22 protein-coding genes are annotated in these 19803 nt (G+C 31.3%); 9 read left to right on the plus strand and 13 right to left on the minus strand.

Annotation, left to right across the window (positions count from 1 at the left end; translation table 11 throughout):
* Positions 1-40 precede the first annotated feature (40 nt).
* A complete protein-coding gene (locus KAR67_RS03840) occupies positions 41-667 on the plus strand; it encodes a hypothetical protein (RefSeq protein ID WP_002780711.1) in 627 nt (208 codons plus the stop codon).
* 28 nt (positions 668-695) lie between these two features.
* On the opposite strand, the gene KAR67_RS03845 is transcribed toward KAR67_RS03840, so the two are convergent.
* The 5 genes from KAR67_RS03845 to der are packed head-to-tail and all read right to left on the minus strand — an operon-like array spanning position 696 to position 7235.
* Positions 696-3158 (minus strand): tetratricopeptide repeat protein, encoded by a 2463-nt coding sequence (locus KAR67_RS03845; protein WP_002778326.1) that lies wholly within the window; start codon positions 3156-3158, stop codon positions 696-698.
* 9 nt (positions 3159-3167) lie between these two features.
* Positions 3168-4403, minus strand: a complete 1236-nt coding sequence (gene serS, locus KAR67_RS03850) for a serine--tRNA ligase (protein ID WP_002785304.1) — start codon at positions 4401-4403, stop codon at positions 3168-3170.
* A 9-nt stretch (positions 4404-4412) separates the two neighbouring features.
* Positions 4413-5372, minus strand: a complete 960-nt coding sequence (gene trpS / locus KAR67_RS03855) for a tryptophan--tRNA ligase (RefSeq protein WP_002778324.1) — start codon at positions 5370-5372, stop codon at positions 4413-4415.
* Complete coding sequence (locus KAR67_RS03860) at positions 5369-5863, minus strand: shikimate kinase (RefSeq protein WP_002778323.1); 495 nt, start codon at positions 5861-5863, stop codon at positions 5369-5371. The genes trpS and KAR67_RS03860 overlap by 4 nt, the downstream gene beginning before the upstream one ends.
* Entirely contained in the window at positions 5853-7235 is a 1383-nt protein-coding gene (gene der / locus KAR67_RS03865) for a ribosome biogenesis GTPase Der (RefSeq protein WP_002778322.1), read from the minus strand. Before der ends, KAR67_RS03860 begins: the two co-directional genes overlap by 11 nt.
* A 115-nt stretch (positions 7236-7350) precedes the next feature.
* Between der and KAR67_RS03870 the strand changes: the two genes are divergently transcribed.
* The 8 genes from KAR67_RS03870 (at position 7351) to KAR67_RS03905 (ending at position 13071) form a co-directional block, all read left to right on the plus strand.
* Complete coding sequence (locus KAR67_RS03870) at positions 7351-8283, plus strand: DMT family transporter (protein ID WP_002778321.1); 933 nt, start codon at positions 7351-7353, stop codon at positions 8281-8283.
* Positions 8280-9092, plus strand: coding sequence for a 3-deoxy-8-phosphooctulonate synthase (kdsA, locus tag KAR67_RS03875; RefSeq protein ID WP_002778320.1), 813 nt, complete (start codon positions 8280-8282; stop codon positions 9090-9092). Before KAR67_RS03870 ends, kdsA begins: the two co-directional genes overlap by 4 nt.
* Before the next feature lies 1 nt (position 9093).
* Positions 9094-9558: a 6,7-dimethyl-8-ribityllumazine synthase gene (ribE, locus tag KAR67_RS03880; RefSeq protein WP_002778318.1), complete on the plus strand. Its 465-nt coding sequence runs from the start codon at positions 9094-9096 to the stop codon at positions 9556-9558.
* Positions 9558-9956, plus strand: a complete 399-nt coding sequence (gene nusB / locus KAR67_RS03885) for a transcription antitermination factor NusB (protein ID WP_002778316.1) — start codon at positions 9558-9560, stop codon at positions 9954-9956. Before ribE ends, nusB begins: the two co-directional genes overlap by 1 nt.
* Positions 9953-10792, plus strand: coding sequence for an orotidine-5'-phosphate decarboxylase (pyrF, locus tag KAR67_RS03890; protein WP_002778314.1), 840 nt, complete (start codon positions 9953-9955; stop codon positions 10790-10792). Before nusB ends, pyrF begins: the two co-directional genes overlap by 4 nt.
* Complete coding sequence (locus KAR67_RS03895) at positions 10789-11568, plus strand: hypothetical protein (protein WP_002789672.1); 780 nt, start codon at positions 10789-10791, stop codon at positions 11566-11568. Before pyrF ends, KAR67_RS03895 begins: the two co-directional genes overlap by 4 nt.
* Positions 11569-11629: 61 nt before the next feature.
* Entirely contained in the window at positions 11630-12523 is an 894-nt protein-coding gene (msrP, locus tag KAR67_RS03900; RefSeq protein ID WP_002778311.1) for a protein-methionine-sulfoxide reductase catalytic subunit MsrP, read from the plus strand.
* Positions 12523-13071, plus strand: coding sequence for a ferric reductase-like transmembrane domain-containing protein (locus tag KAR67_RS03905; protein ID WP_002778309.1), 549 nt, complete (start codon positions 12523-12525; stop codon positions 13069-13071). Before msrP ends, KAR67_RS03905 begins: the two co-directional genes overlap by 1 nt.
* Here KAR67_RS03905 and KAR67_RS03910 read toward each other — a convergent pair.
* The 8 genes from KAR67_RS03910 to rpsU all read right to left on the minus strand — a co-directional run bounded on the left by KAR67_RS03910 (position 13068) and on the right by rpsU (position 19711).
* Positions 13068-14780 carry an ATP-binding protein gene (locus KAR67_RS03910; protein WP_002778307.1) on the minus strand — a complete coding sequence of 571 codons (1713 nt, stop codon included), beginning with the start codon at positions 14778-14780 and terminating at the stop codon, positions 13068-13070. The two genes, KAR67_RS03905 and KAR67_RS03910, sit on opposite strands and share 4 nt — an antisense overlap.
* 1 nt (position 14781) lies before the next feature.
* Positions 14782-15603, minus strand: coding sequence for a hypothetical protein (locus KAR67_RS03915; protein ID WP_002787529.1), 822 nt, complete (start codon positions 15601-15603; stop codon positions 14782-14784).
* Complete coding sequence (locus tag KAR67_RS03920; RefSeq protein WP_002787526.1) at positions 15600-16082, minus strand: hypothetical protein; 483 nt, start codon at positions 16080-16082, stop codon at positions 15600-15602. The genes KAR67_RS03915 and KAR67_RS03920 overlap by 4 nt, the downstream gene beginning before the upstream one ends.
* A 10-nt stretch (positions 16083-16092) precedes the next feature.
* The gene (locus KAR67_RS03925) at positions 16093-16584 is read right to left on the minus strand and encodes a YajQ family cyclic di-GMP-binding protein (RefSeq protein WP_002778301.1); all 492 of its coding nucleotides are present in this window, start codon (positions 16582-16584) and stop codon (positions 16093-16095) included.
* Entirely contained in the window at positions 16574-17509 is a 936-nt protein-coding gene (locus tag KAR67_RS03930) for a D-2-hydroxyacid dehydrogenase (protein WP_192801060.1), read from the minus strand. Before KAR67_RS03930 ends, KAR67_RS03925 begins: the two co-directional genes overlap by 11 nt.
* A 2-nt stretch (positions 17510-17511) precedes the next feature.
* Complete coding sequence (locus KAR67_RS03935) at positions 17512-18681, minus strand: glutathionylspermidine synthase family protein (RefSeq protein ID WP_002778292.1); 1170 nt, start codon at positions 18679-18681, stop codon at positions 17512-17514.
* A gap of 9 nt (positions 18682-18690) precedes the next feature.
* Entirely contained in the window at positions 18691-19296 is a 606-nt protein-coding gene (locus KAR67_RS03940) for a UPF0323 family lipoprotein (RefSeq protein WP_002778291.1), read from the minus strand.
* A gap of 202 nt (positions 19297-19498) precedes the next feature.
* Positions 19499-19711: a 30S ribosomal protein S21 gene (gene rpsU, locus KAR67_RS03945; RefSeq protein ID WP_002780697.1), complete on the minus strand. Its 213-nt coding sequence runs from the start codon at positions 19709-19711 to the stop codon at positions 19499-19501.
* Between the last annotated feature and the right edge of the window lie 92 nt (positions 19712-19803).

A 19803-nucleotide genomic window follows, 5' to 3' on the forward strand; every position in this document is an offset into this window, starting at 1 on the left:
AGTCGATATACAATTAGCCTCATTATAAAAAGGAGCAGAAATGCAAATCAATACTTTTTCAAATGTCGCTAGTATGGCACAAGCTCAAGTTAGCAATAAGAAGGCAGATGGTAACGCTACAGAGAATACAAAAGACACAAATGTTCAAAGTGCCAATTCAAATCAAGATATCCTAGACAAACTCAATGCACTTGGCGGTAAGGGTATTAGTCAAATTTATCTTGTGCAATTTCAGCAACAAACCATGAGTACTGTTTTAAACACAAGCAATGCTCAAGCTGGAATTAATGATCTTTTGGGAGGCAATGATTTAAATTCTGTAAAGTCTATGCTTTCAGATATTGACTTTGCGTCTTTAGGTTATAATGGAAAAAATCCACTTACAATGAATACTGATGAACTCAATCAGCTCATCAGTGAAGAGGGATTTTTTGGTATTGACAATACAGCAAATCGCATTGCTGATTTTGTCATCAAAGGTGCTGGAAACGATGTTGAAAAGCTTAAAAAGGGACTAGAAGGTATAAAACAAGGGTTTGAGCAAGCAGAAAAAATTTGGGGCGGAGAGCTTCCTCAAATCAGCCAAGATACAATCGAAGCTACAATAAAAAAAGTTAGCGATCGTATCGATGAACTTGGTGGAAAAACTTTAGACCTTAAAGCATGACAAAGGTGTTTGGACTATACCAAGCACCTTATTGATTTTTAATATCAAAAGTAAAAAATTCACTCTTAAAATCATTAGGCAAAGTTCTATACTGCGTCATTGCCGCTTCGTAATTACCTACTTCTTGATAAAGCAAACCTAAAGCTACCTTACTTTCTTTATTATTCTTATCTGTGAGTTTTGAAAGTTGCAAAAGAGCAATGGCTGAGTTTGGATTATTCGCACCCACAGCAGCTACAGAAGCTAAAAACAAAGTCCTAGAATCCTTTGCTCCATATTCATCGATTAGAGTATTATACAAAGCATAAGATTCCTCATACTGCTGCGCAAAAATATCCAAATAAGCTAAAGTTTGTATCATACCCTCATCTTTAACCTTAGAGGTATTAATCAAGGTTTTAAATTTTTGTCTTTCTAAATTTAACAATCCTGCAATATGCATTAAATTAACATACAATTCCCTAGCAATATTTGAACCTCCAAAAACACTGCGGTAATCAACTTGCAAATTCTTAAAATGAATTTGGGCATTTTGAGCATATTCTTTAATATTCAAATTCGAATTTAAAGAATTAAAATACAAAATATTTGCCACAATATCTTGCGGAAGTTCTGATCTTAATTTGGCAATTCTTACATCTACTTGATTGTTAAGATTATTATTTTTTGCAATAATAGTTTCAAAAATAAGATTTAAGGGTGTTTTTTGTCCATTCTCATCCAAATAAGGCAACATAGAAATATAATCACCATTAGCTAAAAATAGCATATTTTTTTGCATATTGGCTTTAAAATTTGAATCTGCTGCAATATTATCAAGAATTTCATGATAAAGTTTGGTTGTATCATTATCACTTAATTTTCCGCAAAACATCGCAAAAGCACCGGCTAAATAATTTTTAGGATTTAAATGATAAGAGCTAGAAAAATGCTTATAAGCAAGTTCATAATTTTGCATTTGTGCATAAGTTAAAGCAAGATTGTATTGTAAAATACTATGTTCAGGATAATCTTCCAATAAAGCTTGGAATTCTTTATTTGCAAGTCTTAATTTTTGATTTAATGCATCATTGATAATGTTAGAAATTTTTACATTAGTTGAAGATAAGGCTTGACTCCTAGCCAAATAGCTTTGACCATCTGAACTATCATCTACAAAATTTGTAATATTGGCTTTTTTTATATAAAGTGATGCTTGTTTTGAGTCAAAAACTTGATAAGGCGCAAAATAAAAAAGTAAATCAAACTGATCTTTTTGTTTTTTTAGGATGTCATTGGAAAAATTTCTCTGCGCTATGGCTATATTGAAGAGTTCTTTATTTAAACGAACTTTGATCTTATATCTATCTAAAATTTTATACTTATCTTCATCATTTCTATATGTATCCTGCAAACGCAATAACATATCTTGAAAATCTCCTGTTTTAATATCAACTAAAGTTAAAGCTGAAAGACTTTGATTGAAATCTCTTTCGATCTTCATTGCAGTATTTAAGGCTATTTTAGCCTTATCGTATTCTCCCATTCTTGCATATAAAAGTCCCAAAGAAAGGCTAGGTTCAAAACTTCCTTGAGTATTTAATTGTTGAACAGATTTTGCATCAAAATCCATCTTTGCATAAATTTTAGCGGATAAATATTTAGCTACATCTGTGTAAGGTTCCGAATTTACGCGTTGAAGCATTTGCAAAGCTTCGGGATAATAACCCTTATAATAATTAATTAAAGCCAAATAATAATCATACAATTTAGATTTTCCTTCTTTAGGAAGATAAACTTGCGCTAAATCTATATAATATTTAAATTTTTCCTTATCATTAAGCTTTAAAGCGCAAACAGCAGCATTAATAGCTGCCACACTTTGATTTTCTCCATTAGCTATTGCCTTTTTAAAACTATCAAAGGCTTCATCAAATTTACCCTCATTCATTTGAGAAACCCCTAGGTTATAATTAGACAAAGATTCATTATAAACGGCAATTTGCTCATAAACCTTCAAAGCTTGCTCCACTTCACCCTTTAAATAAAGCGCATTTGCCTTTTGTATCATCCCATCAACTCTTGTCATATCATTATAATTATAGGATTCATCAGGCATAACCACAGGCTGTTCAATAGGCTTTGATGCGATAATATCGGGCTTAACCTTCCCTTCATTAAAAGTTAAATAAAATAAAGTAAATACCAAAATACAAATGATTCCCAAAGACAAGCCCACAAGAGACATAAATTTACGATCTTTATACCACGGAGTAGGCTCATCTTCTTTCACCTCTTCAAAAGTCGATGATTCCTCCGGTGCGCTTTCTCTTGTAAATTTAAAACCGCCATCACTATTTTCCCTAGGCAATTCCTCTGGTAAAGATGCAAATTCTTCATCCTCAGGAGCCTGACCTTCCTGCCCTTTAAATTCACCCAAACTTTCATCAAGTCTTGGTTCATTTAAAGTATCTTCGGGTTTTTCAAGAACTATATCTTCTTTATCTGCCATTTATACTCTTTAAAAATATTTTTTCAATACATCAGGAATTTGAATTCTACCCTCTTTATCTTGATAATTTTCCATAATAGCAACCAAAGTTCTACCTACTGCTAAAGAAGAGCCATTTAAAGTATGAACTAATTCATTTTTCCCTTTTTCATTTTTATAGCGAATTTTTGCACGCCTTGCTTGAAAATCACGACAATTAGAAACAGAACTGATTTCGCGATATTTATTTTGCGATGGTATCCATACCTCAAGATCTATAGTCTTTGCCGCGCTAAAACCTAGATCTCCGGTACAAAGCATCAAATGTCTATGAGCTAAACCTAAAGAGCTGAGTAAATCACTTGCACATTCTACCATTTCATTAAAAATACTGTCACTTTGTTCAGGTTTGGTAATGCTCACAAGCTCTACTTTTTCAAATTGATGCTGACGGATAATGCCTCTTGTGTCACGCCCTGCACTTCCTGCTTCTTTTCTAAAACAAGCACTATAGCAAGTCATTTTAATAGGCAAACTTTCACTCGTTAAAATTTCTCCACTATAAAGATTTGTCACAGGAATTTCAGAAGTTGAGATTAAATACAAATCCTCATCCTCTATCTTATACATATCATCTTTAAATTTAGGAAGCTGTCCTGTGCCAAACATCGTAGGACTATTTACCAAAAAAGGCACATTTACAAATTCAAACCCACGACTTCGGTTAAAATCTATCATATAATTTACCAAAGCACGGCTTAGCAAAGCTCCTTCATTTTTAAGCACACAAAAACGGCTTTGTGAAATTTTTACCCCTCGCACAAAATCAAGCCAGTTTAAACTCTCTCCTAAATCATGGTGTTCTTTTGGAGTAAAATCAAATTGAGGGGGTGTTAAAACTTTTTTTATTTCAACATTTTCTTCCTCATCTTCACCCACAGGAACGCATTCATCAGGGATATTTGGAATAGCATGAGCAATGGTTTCTAACTCATTTTCCAAAGCATTTACTTTTGCATTTTGCTCATTGATTTTAATTTTATTTTCACTGAGTTTTGCCTTCAAACTTTCCTTATCTTCTGCAGTGGCTAGTTCTTTACTGAATTTATTCTGAAAAGCTTGAAATTCTTCCAAACTCGCTTTTTCTTTTTTCAAATTTGTAAAAAGCTCGGCAAGATTTTTTAATATATTTTCATCTACTTTTTTATTTTGTAGCTTTTTAGCAACCTCATCGAAATTATTTTGTAAATTTTTCAAATCAAGCATTTTTACTCCTTAAAGTCCTATTTTTTCATAAATTTTTTGCATTTTTTCTTGAGCAATTTTCCTAGCCTTGCTTGCACCCAATTCTAAAATTTCTTTTAAATGCGAAGGTTTTTCTAACAACTCATCGTATTTCATTCTTGCTTCTTTGAAGTATTCATTGACAAGATCATTTAAGTACATTTTAAAATGTCCATAACCCTCACCACCTTTTTCATAGCGAGCCTGCAATTCTTTTTGCTCTACTTCATTTAAAAATAATTTTGCGATTTTAAAAACATTACAATTTTGATAATCCTTAGGATCTTCTAAGGCTGTACTGTCTGTGACTATGGAAGAAATTTGCTTTTTTAAAGCCTTTTGACTAGCAAATATATCTATGGTATTTTGATAAGATTTACTCATTTTGGCCCCATCAGTTCCTACGACTACAGCTACCTCTTCATTTATCTTGGCTTCGGGCAAGGTAAAAATTTCACCCCATTCATTATTTACTTTTAAGGCAATATCGCGAGCTATTTCAACATGCTGAATTTGATCCTTACCTACTGGCACAAGTTGAGTATCGAAAAGCAAAATATCTGCTGCCATTAAAACAGGATAAGAAAAAAGTCCATGTGACGCACTCAAACCCTTAGCCACCTTATCTTTGTAACTATGAGCGCGCTCTAATAAACCCATAGGAGTAAATTGAGATAAAATCCAATAAAGCTCCATTACTTCTTTTACATCGCTTTGCAACCAAAAAACACTTTTTTGCGGATCTATACCAAGACTTAAAAAAGCCGCAGCGGCTTTGAGTGAATTTTGCTCTAATTTCTTTCCATCTTGACTTGAAGTCATAGCATGATAATTTGCTATAAACATAAACATTTCACTTTTTTCTTGAGCCTCCACCATTTGCCTTATAGCACCAAAATAATTACCTATGTGCAAATCTCCACTTGGCTGAAGTCCTGTTAATACTCTCATTTTATCACCTTTTTTATTTCTATCACAAGCTCATCAATGCTTTTATTTTCAACATCTAAAATCAAATTCGCTTTTTGCTCGTATTTATTTAGACGCTCATTATATAATCTTTTTGCTTGAACTTCATCATAAAATAAAGGTCTTTTAGCAATTTCATTCTCGCTTAAACGCTTTTTTAGATATTCAAAACTTGCTTTTAAATAAATACAAAAACCTATTTTATCAAAATCCAAAACATGTATAAAACCTCCGCCACTAGCTATAGAAGCTCCATTACAAGAGCAAAGAAAATTTGCTACTTTTTGCTCTTCTTGTCTAAAAAAAGCCTCGCCCTTTTCTTTAAAAATTTCACTGATTTTTTGATCAAATTTCATCTCAATCAAACCATCACTATCTAAAAAAACAAGATCTAAATCCTTAGCCAAAGCTCTAGCTATAGTACTTTTTCCACTACCCATAAAACCAATAAAAATAATATTTTTAACTTTCATCATTTTCCTTGCTTCCTTTTTTGCGCGAAGCAATGACTAAAGGAACACCTTCAAAGTTAAATTCTTTTCTGATTTGATTTTGTAAATAACGCTTATAACTAAAATGCAAAGCCTTAGGTCTATTCATAATAAGTGCGATTTTAGGAGGTGCTAAATCATACTGCACTGCATAATAAATTTTTACCAATTTTCCATAATCATGCGGTAAAGGATGAGCCTTAGTCGCACTTGCGATTAAATCATTAAGTTTTGAGGTTGGAATTTTTTGTGTAAAATTAGTAAAGACTTCTAAAATTTTTTCTAATAAAACATGTACTCTTTTTCCACTCAAAGCAGAAACACTGACAACGGGCGCATAAGCTAAAAATTTAAAGCGATCAAGTTTTAATTCCTTTACCACTTTATCAAATTCAAATTCAGTTTTATCCCATTTATTTAATACAATAATCACGCCCAAATAATGCTTTGCTGCAAGTCCAGCTATCCTTTCATCAAGCTCGTTAAAACCTTCATTGGCATCTAAAACCAAAAGTGCGATTTGAGAATTAGATAAAATCTTTTCTGTGCGGTTTAATGCAAAACGCTCAAGCCCTTGAATTTTACCTCGCTTTCTAATACCTGCAGTATCAACAAATTCTATCACTTTATCCTTATAAACTATGCTTTCATTAACAGGATCAATTGTCGTTCCCGCAATAGAACTCACCACACTGCGCTCTTGTTTTACCAAAGCATTTAAAAGGCTTGACTTTCCGACATTAACACGCCCTACTATACCCACTCTGATATAATTTTGATCGAGTTCTTTAAACTGAAATTCTTTTCCCTCTTCATAATGTTCTAAAAAATCTTCTAAATTTTCTTCCTCATCAGGGATTAAAAATTGTTCATCTAAAAAGTTCTCAAGCCAATTATAAAGCTCATCTAGCCCTATATTATGAGTAACAGAAAGATTAAAAACCTCTTTTACACCAAAATTAGCAAATTCCCACGATCTTTCTTCATCTTTTTTATTATCCACTTTGTTGATTACTAGAGCAATAGGCTTTCCTAATTTTTTTAAAGAATGAAAAAATTGCCTATCTTCATCATCGGGACTTAGTTTTCCATCAACCAAATAAAGGATAATATCACTTTGTTTTGCAATTTTTAGAGTGTTTTTTTTAACATTTTTAAAAAGCTCATTGCTTTCATCAAGACCACCACTATCAATCAATAGGGCTTTTTTAGAATTTATAAAAACTTCTGTTTTATTGGTATCTCTTGTAGTACCTGAAATTTCACTTGTAATAGCTATTCTTTGCCTTGCCATTCTGTTAAATAAACTTGATTTTCCAACATTTGGCTTACCTATAAGTATGATGCTTTGCATTTGTTTACCTAATAAAAATTTTTAATGTATATTTTTTTAAAAAATTATATAAAATTTGCCTTAATATTAAGCAAAAAAAGACTAGAATTAACCATAATTTAATCAAGGAAAAAAGATGCTAAAAGTCATCAAACATAATTTAGGAATTTATTTTATGATTTTAGCGTGCTTAGATTTTGCACTTATGGGAGCTTGTGCGAAAATTCTTAGCAAAGAAATGAGTTCGATTGAAATTATGTTTTTTAGAAATATCATCGGCGTATTGTTTATAGTTTATCTACTAAAACGCTCAAAAGTTCACAAAGAAGGAGGACATTTTTGGCTTTTAGTCTTTCGCGGGGTAACAGGAACACTTTCGCTTTATATGTTTTTTTACAATGTTTCAAATATTACCCTAGGGGGTGCTTTTGCTTTTCAAAAAACTGCTCCAATTTTCATCACTTTAATAGCTTTTATTATTTTTAAAGAAAATATCGGAGCCAAGGGATGGCTGGGGATTTTAATCGCATTTAGCGGGGTGCTTTTAATTGCGCAACCTTGGGCGGATAGTTCAACTCATTCGGGTTTTGATTTAAAAAATTCTATCATAGGTGTTATGAGTGGATTTTTAGCAGCCTTGGCTCTTACAAGTGTAAGAGAGCTTAGAAAATTTTACACTACAGAACAAATTGCATTTTCTTTTATCCTTTTGGGGGCTTTAATGCCTTTAATCTCTATGATAGGTGCTGAATTTTTTGAGCCAAAACATCTTGATTCTTTGCATTTGGATTTTATTTTAGCACCTTTTGTCATGCCTAGCCTTACAGCTTGGCTTATCATTGCTGTCATGGGAGCCTTGGGCACTATTTATCAAATTCATGTAACCAAAGCTTATGGCATAGCCAAACAAGCAGGTGTTGTAGCAGGTGTAAGCTATCTTGATGTAGTCTTTAGTATGGTAGTGGGTATAATTTTGGGTGATGATTTACCAAGTGCTATGGTTTTTTTAGGTATAATAGGCATTATTTTTGGTGGAATAATTTTGGTTAAAAACAAAGGAAAAAAATGAAAAAAATGATACTCATTGCCGGTCCTTGCGTCATTGAAAATAAGGATTTGGTTTTTAAAGTAGCACAGAATTTACAAGAATTTAATGAAAATGAAAATATAGAATTTTATTTTAAATCAAGCTTTGACAAAGCAAATCGTACAAGTATTAATTCTTTTAGAGGCCCTGGTCTTGAAGAAGGATTGAAAGTTTTACAAAGTGTAAAAAATGAATTCGGTATGAAAATCTTAACTGACATACACGAAAGCACGCAAGCAGCACCCGTAAGCGAGGTGGTTGATGTTTTACAAATTCCTGCTTTTTTATGCAGACAAACTGATCTGCTAGTCGCAGCAGCCAAAACAAAGGCGAAAGTAAATATTAAAAAAGGGCAATTTCTTAACCCAAGCGATATTAAATACAGTGTCAAAAAAGTACTTCAAACACGCGGTATAGAAGAAGAAGGCTATGAAGTAGCTGATAAAAATGGTATTTTTGTAGCTGAAAGAGGAGCTAGCTTTGGCTATGGAAATTTAGTCGTGGATATGAGATCTTTGGTTATCATGCGTGAATTTGCTCCTGTTATATTTGACGCTACTCATAGTGTGCAAATGCCAGGAGCTGCAGGGGGAAGTAGTGGAGGAAAAAGCGAATTTGTAGAGCCTTTAGCAAGAGCAGCAGCAGCTGTAGGAGTAGATGGCTTTTTCTTTGAAACACATACTAATCCTTGCGAAGCTTTATGCGATGGGCCTAATATGCTTGATCTTAATCGTCTTAAAGCTTGTGTAAAAACACTTTTAGAAATTCAAAATATCATTGAAGGAAAATAATATGACTATCATTGAAGGAAAATTAAATTTAGACTCAAATACCAAAATTGCTATCATCAATGCAAGATTTAATCACATCATCACCGATCGCCTTGTAGAAGGTGCAAGAGATGCTTTTTTAAGACATGGTGGCAAAGAAGAAAATCTTAGCCTTATACTTGTTCCAGGCGCTTTTGAACTTCCTTTTGCTTTAAAAAAAGCTATAGAAAGTAAAAAATTTGATGCGATTTGTTGTGTGGGTGCGGTCATTCGTGGCTCAACTCCGCATTTTGATTATGTTTCGGCAGAAACCACTAAGGGCATTGCCAATGTAAGTTTAAACCACAATATCCCTGTAAGCTTTGGAGTTTTAACAACTGATACTATAGAACAAGCCATAGAAAGAGCGGGAAGCAAAGCAGGAAATAAAGGCTTTGAAGCAATGACAACTGTTATTGAAATGCTAAATTTAAGCAAGGAATTTTAATGGCAACGCGTCACCAAGTAAGACAAAGTGTGATTTCTTTGCTTTATGCCCTAGAAATGAATGAAAAAAATGAAAATTTTATTGATGAATTTCTCAATGAAAAAAAAATCCGCAACGAGCAAAAAAATTTCACACTGAGTTTATACGAAGGAATTATAAAAAATCTTGATGATATAGATAAGAATTTAAACCCCTACCTTAACGAAAATGAAATTGAAAAATTAGGACATATCGAAAGAGCCATACTGCGACTTGGTGCCTATGAATTGCTTTTTACAGACACGCCTAATGCCATAGTGATTAATGAAGCTATAGAACTTGCTAAAGAACTTGCTAATGATAATTCTCCAAAATTTATCAATGGGGTTTTAGATACTCTTGTTAAGGCAAAACAATGAAACTCTGCGTAGCTCTTGATCTTGCCACCAAAGAAGAGTGCTTAAGGCTTGCTAAAGAATTAAAAGGTTTAGATCTTTGGCTAAAAGTGGGTTTAAGAGCCTATTTAAGAGATGGCTTTAAATTCATAGAAGAACTTAAAAAAATCGATGAATATAAAATTTTTCTCGATCTTAAAATTCATGATATTCCTAATACCATGGCAGATGCTTGCGAGGAAATTTCAAAACTTGGCGTTGATATGATTAATATCCATGCAAGTGCTGGAAAAGTCGCTATGCAAGAAGTGATGTCTAGACTCAATCGCTTCAATAAAAGACCCTTGGTGTTAGCAGTTTCAGCACTTACTAGCTTTGATGAAGAAAATTTTTACAGCATTTATAAGCAAAACATCGATGAAGCTGTGATTCATTTTTCAAAAATGTCTTATCAAAATGGACTTGATGGTATGGTATGTTCGGTTTTTGAAAGTAAAAAAATTAAAGAACATACAAATTCAAATTTCTTAACCCTCACTCCTGGAATTCGTCCTTTTGGGGAAGCAAGTGATGATCAAAAACGCGTTGCTAATCTTACAATGGCTAGAGAAAATTTAAGTGATTATATCGTTGTGGGAAGACCTATATATAAAAATGAAAATCCTAGAGCTGTATGTGAAAAAATTTTAGACAAAATACACAGAAAAAATATAAGCGAAAATGATATAGAGCAAAATTATGAAGCAATGCAGCAAAAAGAATGGGATATGTGCAATCATTTTGAAGAATGGATCAAAACTCAGCCTGATAAAGAACAAGCTTTGAAAGAATTTTATACTAAGTGCGGGATAAAATATTGAATTATCAGCAATTAGAATGTGATTATTTTAATCTTTATAATCAATTTATTAGCGTAGATTTTCAAATTTCATTATTTGAAAAAAATCATAAAAGCTTGATTAAAGATTTTATATTTTTTTATCATCAAATTTTAAAACAAAAAGACTTAAATTTTTTACTCGGAGTGAGAAACAAAATTGCTCTTAAAGTTCATAATTATATGCAAGAATACTCCACTTCTCCAAAAGATTTGAGTCTTATTTGCTTAAGAGAACACAAACATATTGAATTTTTTCAGAGATTTTATAAAGCCTTGGCTTATTTTGTAGCCTTTAGAAAAAAACTTGATGAAGAGCAAAAAATTAAAAATTTGATTTCAAATATCAATGACTGTTTTGGCTGTCATTTTATCAATTCTGACTTTAACAATTTACAAAATTTTCAAAAAAATGATTTCTTTACACTGCCTGAAAAATGTCTTCAATATTTTCATCTTGCTATGATTCATCTTTGTTTTATGGTTTTAAATCCTTTAAATTTTAAGGATTCTAATCGACACCTTGATAAAGCAATTAACTATCTTATCGATGGAGCTTTTGAAATTTATGAGCTCATCTTTAAAGAATATTTTCTATTATTTCCAAAGGATGAAGAGCTTAAAGATGAACTTAAAAAAATAAAAAATTTAGAATTTAAAATTCTAATGCAAGAAGTTTCAAGAGTTAAACTACTCAATCATTATAAAGAATTTTGTGAAGAAATATTTTACAATATAGAGCTTGAAAAAATCATATAAAATTAATCCTATATTAACATTGTTATAGTTTAATAATAAAAATTTTTAATAAGGAAAAATTATGATTGTAACGCCTGAGAAACTTTATAAACAAAGAAGAGATTTTTTTAAACTTGGAGCAGGAGCTTTAATCGGCTCTTCTTTAATTGTTTCCAAACTTTCTGCTTTAAATTTTATAAATGATACAAATGCAAATAAACTTGAAATTAGCAATGAAGAACTTGCAACAAACTATATCAATTTTTATGAATTTTCAACGGATAAAAGAAAGGCAGTATCTTTAGCGCAAAATTTTAATACTCAAAATTGGAAAATCGATATAAGCGGGGAAATAGAAAAGCCTTTCACTCTTAGCATGGAGGATATTTTAAAATTTCCTTTAGAAGAAAGAATTTATCGTTTTCGCTGTGTTGAAACTTGGTCTATGGTAGTGCCTTGGGTAGGTTTTGAACTACGCCGTTTAATCGATATGGCAAAACCAACTAGCGAGGCAAAATTCATTAAATTTACCACTCTTTTGGATAAAAACCAATTCCCCGATCAAGATGCTTTGTTTCCAACTGTTGAGTATCCTTATGTGGAAGGCTTACGTATGGATGAGGCTATGCATCCACTCACTCTACTTGCAGTGGGTATGTATAAAAAGGCTTTAAAACCACAAAATGGAGCACCAATCCGCCTTGTTGTACCTTGGAAATATGGATTTAAAAGTATTAAATCCATAGTTAAAATCGAATTTGTAAAAGAGCAGCCTATTGGCACTTGGGAAAAATATGCTCCAAATGAATATGGCTTTTATGCCAATGTCAACCCTAATGTATCCCATCCTAGATGGTCGCAAGCTAACGAAAGGGCTTTAGGAGACTTTTTTACCAAACCTACTTTAATGTTTAATGGCTATGAAAAAGAAGTAGCAAGTCTTTATGCGGGCATGGATTTAAAGGCAAATTATTAATGCGCACTAAATACTTTAAATTTCTTGCCTATTTTGCTTTTTTAGCAAGCTTGATTTATGGCTTTTATCATATATTAAAAGCCTTTGATTTTGTCAAAGAGGCTTATATTTATACAGGAGTTTTTGCTTTATTTTTTTTAAATTTAAGCCTTTTGTTTTCTTTATGCAAATTTAAAAAAACCAAAAGCTATCCTAAGCTACTAGGAATATTTGCTGCATTTTGGGCATTTTTACATTTTTTAAATTATTTTATCTTTGATAGAAATGCAAATTTTTTAAGACTTTTTGATGATATCTCTCATCGTTTATTGGAAGCGAGTGGTTTTTTTGCTTTTATCATCATCTTTTTTATGTTTTTAAGCTCTTTTAGATTTTTTAAAAGAATTGAAAAGATAAGAAAGTTAGGTTATGTATGCTTGGTTTTAGCAAGTTATCATTATTTTTTAAGCCCTAAAGTTCCTATGTTTTGGGAATGGAGTGCTTTGATGCTTAGCCTTGTTTATTTTATGATACGCTATTTAAAATTTTTCAAATTTAAAAAAGCTTAAAAACCGACAATTTTGCTTTTATCAAAACTAGAATTTAATTCTTTTTGTATACTCTCTATAAAATCTTGCATTTTAAATACTCCATCTTCAGTCACAGCTACCTTCAAAGCAGTATTTTTAACAACCATTAAAATTTGCGCTCCACTTAATTCGTAATTTGCTAAAAGATTAACATCAAATGCTTTTTCAAAGGATGCTTTTCTAGGTAAAAATTTCTCCCACATTTTAAGCCTATCTTTAAAATCAGGCTTTTTAAATTCAATCTTATAATCAAATCTTCTCGAAAAAGCACTGTCTAAACTTTCTAAAAAGTTAGTTGTAGCAATGATAACACCATTAAAACGCTCAATTTGCTCTAAAAAAATATTTTGCATTTGATTATGCATCTTATCACTTCCGCTACTGCTTTCAACCCTTGTGCTTAAAAACTGATCAGCTTCATTTAAAAGCAATATAGGACTTTGTTTGCAAGTTTGAACTATGTTTTTGTAAGTATCAAAAATTTTCCTTACATTTTGTTCGCTCTCACCCACCCATTTACTTAAAATTTTAGAACAATCAAAGCTAAGCACTGTTTTTTTCATCGATTTTGCCATAGCTAGGGCTGACATCGTTTTCCCCGTTCCAGCAGGTCCATAAAAAATAATCTTTGCTTCTATATTTTTATTGCTCTTTATCCCCCAAGAATTTAGCCTTTCAAGTACTTTTTTATCTTGTTGTTTTAAGATATTTTCCAAAAGCTCTTTAGTATTTTGAGGCATGATAATATCATTTATATCTATACTTGGCTCTATAAGCTCAAAAATATCTTGCTCTTTTAAAACATTTTCGATTTTAATTTTTTTATTTTGTTTTGGCTCGAAATTTATAATTCTTTGTAAAATTTCATCTGTAATAAAAAAACTCTTAGAAATATCACCAAAGGCATTTAAGTATTCATCATATTCTATTAAATTAAGAAGAGGAGCATTTTCTTGCAATAAACTTTTATTTTTATGCTTTTCTAAATCATTTTCACTGACTAAAGAAAGTAAAGAATTCATCTCTCTAGATACTGAGTTTTCATTGCTTAGTGTATATTCTTCTTTAAGAAGAGCTAGAAAAATAATCTGCTCTTTATACTCAAGACTATACTCTTTAAAAATATCTGCTAAAATATTATAAAATTTACTTTTCTTAAGTCTTTCTTTAATATGTTTTTCATAAAGCTTGATTTGTGCTTTAAGTTCGTCACTATATGTGCTTGAACGTATAAAACTCAATCTCTCATACAGTTCAACTCGCATAAATTCATCTTTTAAATATTCTAAATACTCTCCATAAGCTTCTTTTTTATCCAAATTTAAACGAGGCTTGGCTTCTAAAAATTCTAAAAAATACTCACTTAAACTCAACTCGCTTTGCAATAAACTAAGAATTAAATTTTGGCTTTTATTGCTTTCTATATTTTTAAAAAAGCCAGAATTTTGATTTACAAAACCTCTTTCAATAAGCCTTTTTAAATCCTCTAAAGTATCTAAATACGAATATTTTTCACTACCAAAAATTCCTGTCAATAAAGTAAAAGCATTGATAGAAGATATGGAAATGACATAATTTTTACAAAGTTCTCTCAAAATCAAAGCTTCATTCTTTGAACACTTTAATTCTTTATAAATTTGACTTTCTTCTATATTTTTAAGACTTAAAAATTCCTTTAGCCTGACCATTTTATTTTCTAAATTCCTTTATCTCATTCTCGTTAAAATCAACACAAATATTTTCATTCAAATAATGATTTTCATAAGGAAGATAGCACAATCTTAAACCCAAATTTGTAATTAAAAAGTTATTATTAAAAAAAACTTGCTCCATATCATCAAAACATTCATCGCAAACAAGATTCAGTTTTTGATGCAAGAGTTCTTTAAATTTCAAATTATCCACATCATAAAGCTCATTTAAACTTAAAAAAACTTTTTTATCCATATCGAAAACAAAATTATTAAGCTCTAAAATTGCGCGATTATCCTCTTCATAAAAATAATACCATTCTTCAAAACTAAGCTTTCCATCTTTTAGTACGATAGGCTTTTGGCGAATTTGTTCAAAACTAACAATGTCGTTATACATAGGACGAAATTGTCTGATCTCATCTTGATGGGCTAAAAAATCAAGACTGCGTTTGATTCTTATATTGTTTTGCTCTTTGATAAGTTCAAGAGTTGTTGTTCCTAGTTTATTTCCTTGAATTTTTTTATTATCAAATACCAGTTCTTTAGAAGAAGAAATTTTATATTTTTTTTCTCCATCCTCCCATGAATTTGCTGTTTGAAACAAAGCTATCTCGATATTTGTATCAAGATCGCTCAGTATTAAAAAACTAGAACTAGTTTGATTAACATCCCTATCAAAAATGGGTACAAAAGGAGCATTATCATAAACTATAGCAAAAACCTGCTTATCTTTTAAGTCATAAAAATAAATTTCACCCTTATAAATTTGCGCACAAACCAAACTCACAAAAAAGCATAACAACAGCCCTATTTTCAAATTTTATCCTTAAAATTCATTAAAACAATTTTTATACGCGAAATTCTATCAACAAAACTGATTTTATTATCACAAATTTCATAGAAAATTTCATAATTTGCGCTGTTTAAATTCTGATTGAATCCGCATTGAGTTTTTTGCATATTCTTACCATTCCACAAAGGCTTTGCTTCCAAAATATCTTTTAATATATCTTCATAATAGGCATTTTTAAAAAATTTTTGATTAAATACCATTTTGCTATAGCACACCGAATTTAAACAAATATCCTCTCTGATTTTAAGTTTAAAAAAAGCTTGTCCAAGTTTATAAACTTCTAAATTTAAAGCCTTATTTTCTTTTTTTAAAAAGCCAAAATCGTTGATTTTAATAGTTGGTGTGCTAAATACAACCTTCATTTTTTGGCTAGAATAATCTTGATTTTTTAAAGCACAAGCACTAAAAAACAAAATTAAAAAAAAGATAAAAATTTTTCTCAACACTCTTAACCTATTTTAAATTTTTAAAACTAAGATTTAATTCTAAATTAAGCTCTTTAACCATTTTCATCACAGCTTGCAAATCATCAATTTGCTTTGCAACTACACGAATTTCATCTCCTCGTATAGAAGAGCTTACTTTTAGCTTACTATCTTTAATAGCCTTATTGATTTTCTTAGCATTTTCACTATCAATGCTATCATTGGCTTTTAAATTTAAACGAAACATCGCTCCACTTTCGCGCGAAAGCTCTTTAATAGCACTTGAATTAATACCTCTTTTGATAAGTTTTGAAATCACAATATCTTTTAGAACATCAAGCTTTGCCTCACTTGAAGAATGAAGTTTAAAAACACCATCTTTCTCGCTAAATTCAATTTCACACTTAATACCTTTTAAATCATAGCGAGAATCAAGCTCTTTTTTTGCTTGCTCAAAAGCATTTTTAAGCTCTTGTTTATCCAAAGCCGCTGAAATATCAAAACTATGTTCACTTGCCATTTTCTATCCATTCTTTTAAATTATCATAAACCATAGACATCAATTTTTCCACCGCTTCTTTGCTTGCCCAAGCCACATGTGGAGTAATGATGAGATTTTCTTTATTTTTGATATTTAAGAGAGGATGATTTTTTATCATAGGTTCACTCTCTAAAACATCAAGTCCTACGCGTATATTTTTTTCATCCATTATTTTTGCCAAATCATTCTCATTAATGATTCCGCCCCTGCCTACATTGACCAAAATCGCATTATCTTTTAAAAGTTTTAACTTCTCATAAGTAAGCAAATTTTTCGTTTTTTCATTTAAAGGAGCGTGAATGCTAACAATATCGCAAGTTCTTAAAAGCTCTTCCAAATTTAAGCATTCAAATTCGGCATTTTGATTGAGTCCGCTTGTTGAATAATAACAAATTTTAGCCCCAAAAGCACTAGAAATTTTAGCCACTTCTTTACCTATACTGCCCAGTCCTATAATACCGTGCTTTTTTCCTTCCATTGAATTTAAAATTCTACCAAAATCTGTAAAGATAGGGCTATCGCACCATTTGCCCTCTTTGCTCCATTTATCATAGTAAGGAATATGATTTAAAAAAGCAAAAATAAATGCAAAAGTATGCTGAACTACGCTCATAGTAGAATATCCAGCAGCATTTTTAACGATAATGCCCTTTTCTTTAGCATATTCAACATCGATATTATTTACACCCGTAGCTGTTTCTAAAATAAGCTTTAAATTAAGGCAAGCATCCATAACTTCTTTATCAATAACAACTTTATTTGTCATAACCACATCCGTATCTTTTAAACGCTCTATGGTTTCTTTTCTATCTGTTAAAGCATAACTTTGAAATTCTCCAAAATTCTTAAAAATACTTAAATCATAATCCCCTAAAGTTGCCGCATCTAAACAAACAATTTTCATTTCTAATCCTTTATAATATGTCCTACAAATTTAGAATAATTATCAAGCACAAGTCCTCCTTTTCTAAATCCTAAGCCACACCCTTCATAAGCAAAGAAAACACCTGCTTGATAGTATTCGTTTTCACATGAATTAAACTCTACATATTCTTGATAAATAGCCTTATTATTCCCATAAGGACCTACATTCTCATGTAAAATTTTACCTTCTTTGATTATACTAATATTTGCCCCTTCTCTACCAAAAACAGGTTTTTTCACATAATCTTTTCCCTCTAAAGGAACATCTCGTGTTTCTAAAAGTAATGGATGATTTGGGAAAAGTTCCCATAAAATTTTTAAAATTCCCTTAGATTGAAATAAAAGCGTATAAGCAGGATTTAAAATAATAGCTTTTTGATTTCTCATGATTTGCGTTAAAAGCATGGCTAGTTCGCCCTCTTCTATGGCTATATCTTCCCAAGGAACGAGCTTAAACCAATATTCATAATTTACACCCTCTTTAAAAATTCCCTCTTCGCTAAATTCTACCTCATCTACAAAAGAAAAATCTGTTTCAAATCCTGCTTCATTTGCAATATGAGCAAGTAATTTTGTAGTGATTTCTTCCTCTTTACTTCCTGCCACACTTGAAAAAAGAATTTTCCATCCTTGATAATATTCTTCAAAGCCTTGAGTATCCTCTTCAAGGGTAATCAATCTTTTAAAATTATCCATCAAGCTTTCATAAATGCTATTAAATTGCTTACTTTCATCCATGCCATTTTGCTTTAAAATCGCCCATTGTAAAATCGCACTTTCAAAAAGAGCAGTGGGGGTATCTGCATTAAATTCTATAAGCTTTATAGGCTTGCCATCAAGTCCACCCGCTAAATCAAAACGGCCATATAAATGCCAATGAACCTCATTTTCCCAACTCATTTTAATAGCATCAACAAGATTAAAAGGGATTCCAAGCTCATCAAAACGATTATTATCTATAACATTTTGTGCTGCAGCTACAAACATATCATAAAGCTCATTGACTGCCTCATAATAAGCATTGGCTTCATTTTCACTTACACATACTAATTTATCACTTATATAATCACTTCCATCTTCATCTGTATGCCAAGAAAAACCTATATTTTCTAAATAATCTTTTTGAAGTTTGTCTACTTGTAGTAATTGCATTATTTATCCTTAAGAGCCAAAAGAAGAACTAGAACTTGTGGCTTTAGAGCCTCCACCAAAAAAACCTGATTTTGAAGCACTTGAGGCAGAGCCTGCTGTGCCTGCCTTGTTAAAACTATTAACACTTCTTTGATAAGCACTTTGATTTGAAAAAGCGCCTCGTTGTTGATTGGCAAAATTTTGATTATTAAAGAGCTTAGAGCCTATCCAGCTACCCAAAATTGCACCCGCAGCACTTGCAAGTAAGGTCTCTCCTAAGCTTAATCCTCCACTGCTGATTTGACCGCCCTCTTTAGTCAAATTTGAAGTTCCATTATCAATCTTAGCTGCTTCTTCTTTGATGAGCGCATCCATTTCCTCTTTGCTTAGCACTCTTTCTGTGCCATTGATATCTTTTAAAACAACTCTAGTTTCATCACTTGGAAATTGATCTTTGATTTTATATTGACCTGGGGCGATTTCTTCAATGATAACAAAGGCTCCTTGAGTGTTTGCTGCTTGATTTAAAGTATCACTATTATCATTGCTACTTCCACATCCTACCAAAGCTCCACCTGCAACAGCTGCAAGGCCGCTTATCATACCGATTTGAATAATTTTTTTAATTTTTTTCATAGTCTTGATCCTCAAATGAGATTTAGAATTTATTTTTTGATAAAATTCTAACAAAAAATAATCAATTAAATCTTACAAAAATGAAAATATTTTAAAGAAATAAAATGCAATCTTAATATATATAAAATAAAACTAGGATTTTAAAAAAGGTAATTTTGCAAAGAAATCTTAAATTAAGAAAAAAGCCCTTTCGGGCTTTGGGTTAAAGTCTTGACTCGTAGCGTCTAAGCATATAAAGTCTTTTAAGCATTTTTTTGCGAGCTGAAATTTTTTGTTTTTTACGAATTTCAGTCATAGGCTCAAAAAATCTTCTCGCTCTTACTTCAGTAACAACTAGATTTCTATCTACTTGTTTTTTGAACTTACGATACGCTTCGTCAAAAGACTCGTTAGGATGTACCTTAATTCCTGGCACTATCCTCACCACCTTTCTGTGTAAATTTTTGTTGTGAATTATGATTATAGAATATTTCTTATTAATCCAAACTTAGAAAGCATTTAAAAATT

It is taken from the genome of Campylobacter sp. JH32, from assembly GCF_017846535.1.
In the GTDB taxonomy this organism is placed as follows: Bacteria; Campylobacterota; Campylobacteria; order Campylobacterales; family Campylobacteraceae; genus Campylobacter_D; species Campylobacter_D coli.

Coding starts and splice junctions, on each gene's coding strand:
- kdsA (WP_002778320.1), top strand. CDS start 8,280: ATGAAAAAAATGATACTCATTGCCGGTCCTTGCGTCATTGAAAATAAG.
- KAR67_RS03860 (WP_002778323.1), bottom strand. CDS start 5,863: ATGAAAGTTAAAAATATTATTTTTATTGGTTTTATGGGTAGTGGAAAA.
- KAR67_RS03870 (WP_002778321.1), top strand. CDS start 7,351: ATGCTAAAAGTCATCAAACATAATTTAGGAATTTATTTTATGATTTTA.
- KAR67_RS03910 (WP_002778307.1), bottom strand. CDS start 14,780: ATGGTCAGGCTAAAGGAATTTTTAAGTCTTAAAAATATAGAAGAAAGT.
- KAR67_RS03925 (WP_002778301.1), bottom strand. CDS start 16,584: ATGGCAAGTGAACATAGTTTTGATATTTCAGCGGCTTTGGATAAACAA.
- KAR67_RS03940 (WP_002778291.1), bottom strand. CDS start 19,296: ATGAAAAAAATTAAAAAAATTATTCAAATCGGTATGATAAGCGGCCTT.
- nusB (WP_002778316.1), top strand. CDS start 9,558: ATGGCAACGCGTCACCAAGTAAGACAAAGTGTGATTTCTTTGCTTTAT.
- msrP (WP_002778311.1), top strand. CDS start 11,630: ATGATTGTAACGCCTGAGAAACTTTATAAACAAAGAAGAGATTTTTTT.
- KAR67_RS03935 (WP_002778292.1), bottom strand. CDS start 18,681: ATGCAATTACTACAAGTAGACAAACTTCAAAAAGATTATTTAGAAAAT.
- KAR67_RS03840 (WP_002780711.1), top strand. CDS start 41: ATGCAAATCAATACTTTTTCAAATGTCGCTAGTATGGCACAAGCTCAA.
- KAR67_RS03845 (WP_002778326.1), bottom strand. CDS start 3,158: ATGGCAGATAAAGAAGATATAGTTCTTGAAAAACCCGAAGATACTTTA.
- KAR67_RS03930 (WP_192801060.1), bottom strand. CDS start 17,509: ATGAAAATTGTTTGTTTAGATGCGGCAACTTTAGGGGATTATGATTTA.
- serS (WP_002785304.1), bottom strand. CDS start 4,403: ATGCTTGATTTGAAAAATTTACAAAATAATTTCGATGAGGTTGCTAAA.
- ribE (WP_002778318.1), top strand. CDS start 9,094: ATGACTATCATTGAAGGAAAATTAAATTTAGACTCAAATACCAAAATT.
- KAR67_RS03905 (WP_002778309.1), top strand. CDS start 12,523: ATGCGCACTAAATACTTTAAATTTCTTGCCTATTTTGCTTTTTTAGCA.
- der (WP_002778322.1), bottom strand. CDS start 7,235: ATGCAAAGCATCATACTTATAGGTAAGCCAAATGTTGGAAAATCAAGT.
- pyrF (WP_002778314.1), top strand. CDS start 9,953: ATGAAACTCTGCGTAGCTCTTGATCTTGCCACCAAAGAAGAGTGCTTA.
- trpS (WP_002778324.1), bottom strand. CDS start 5,372: ATGAGAGTATTAACAGGACTTCAGCCAAGTGGAGATTTGCACATAGGT.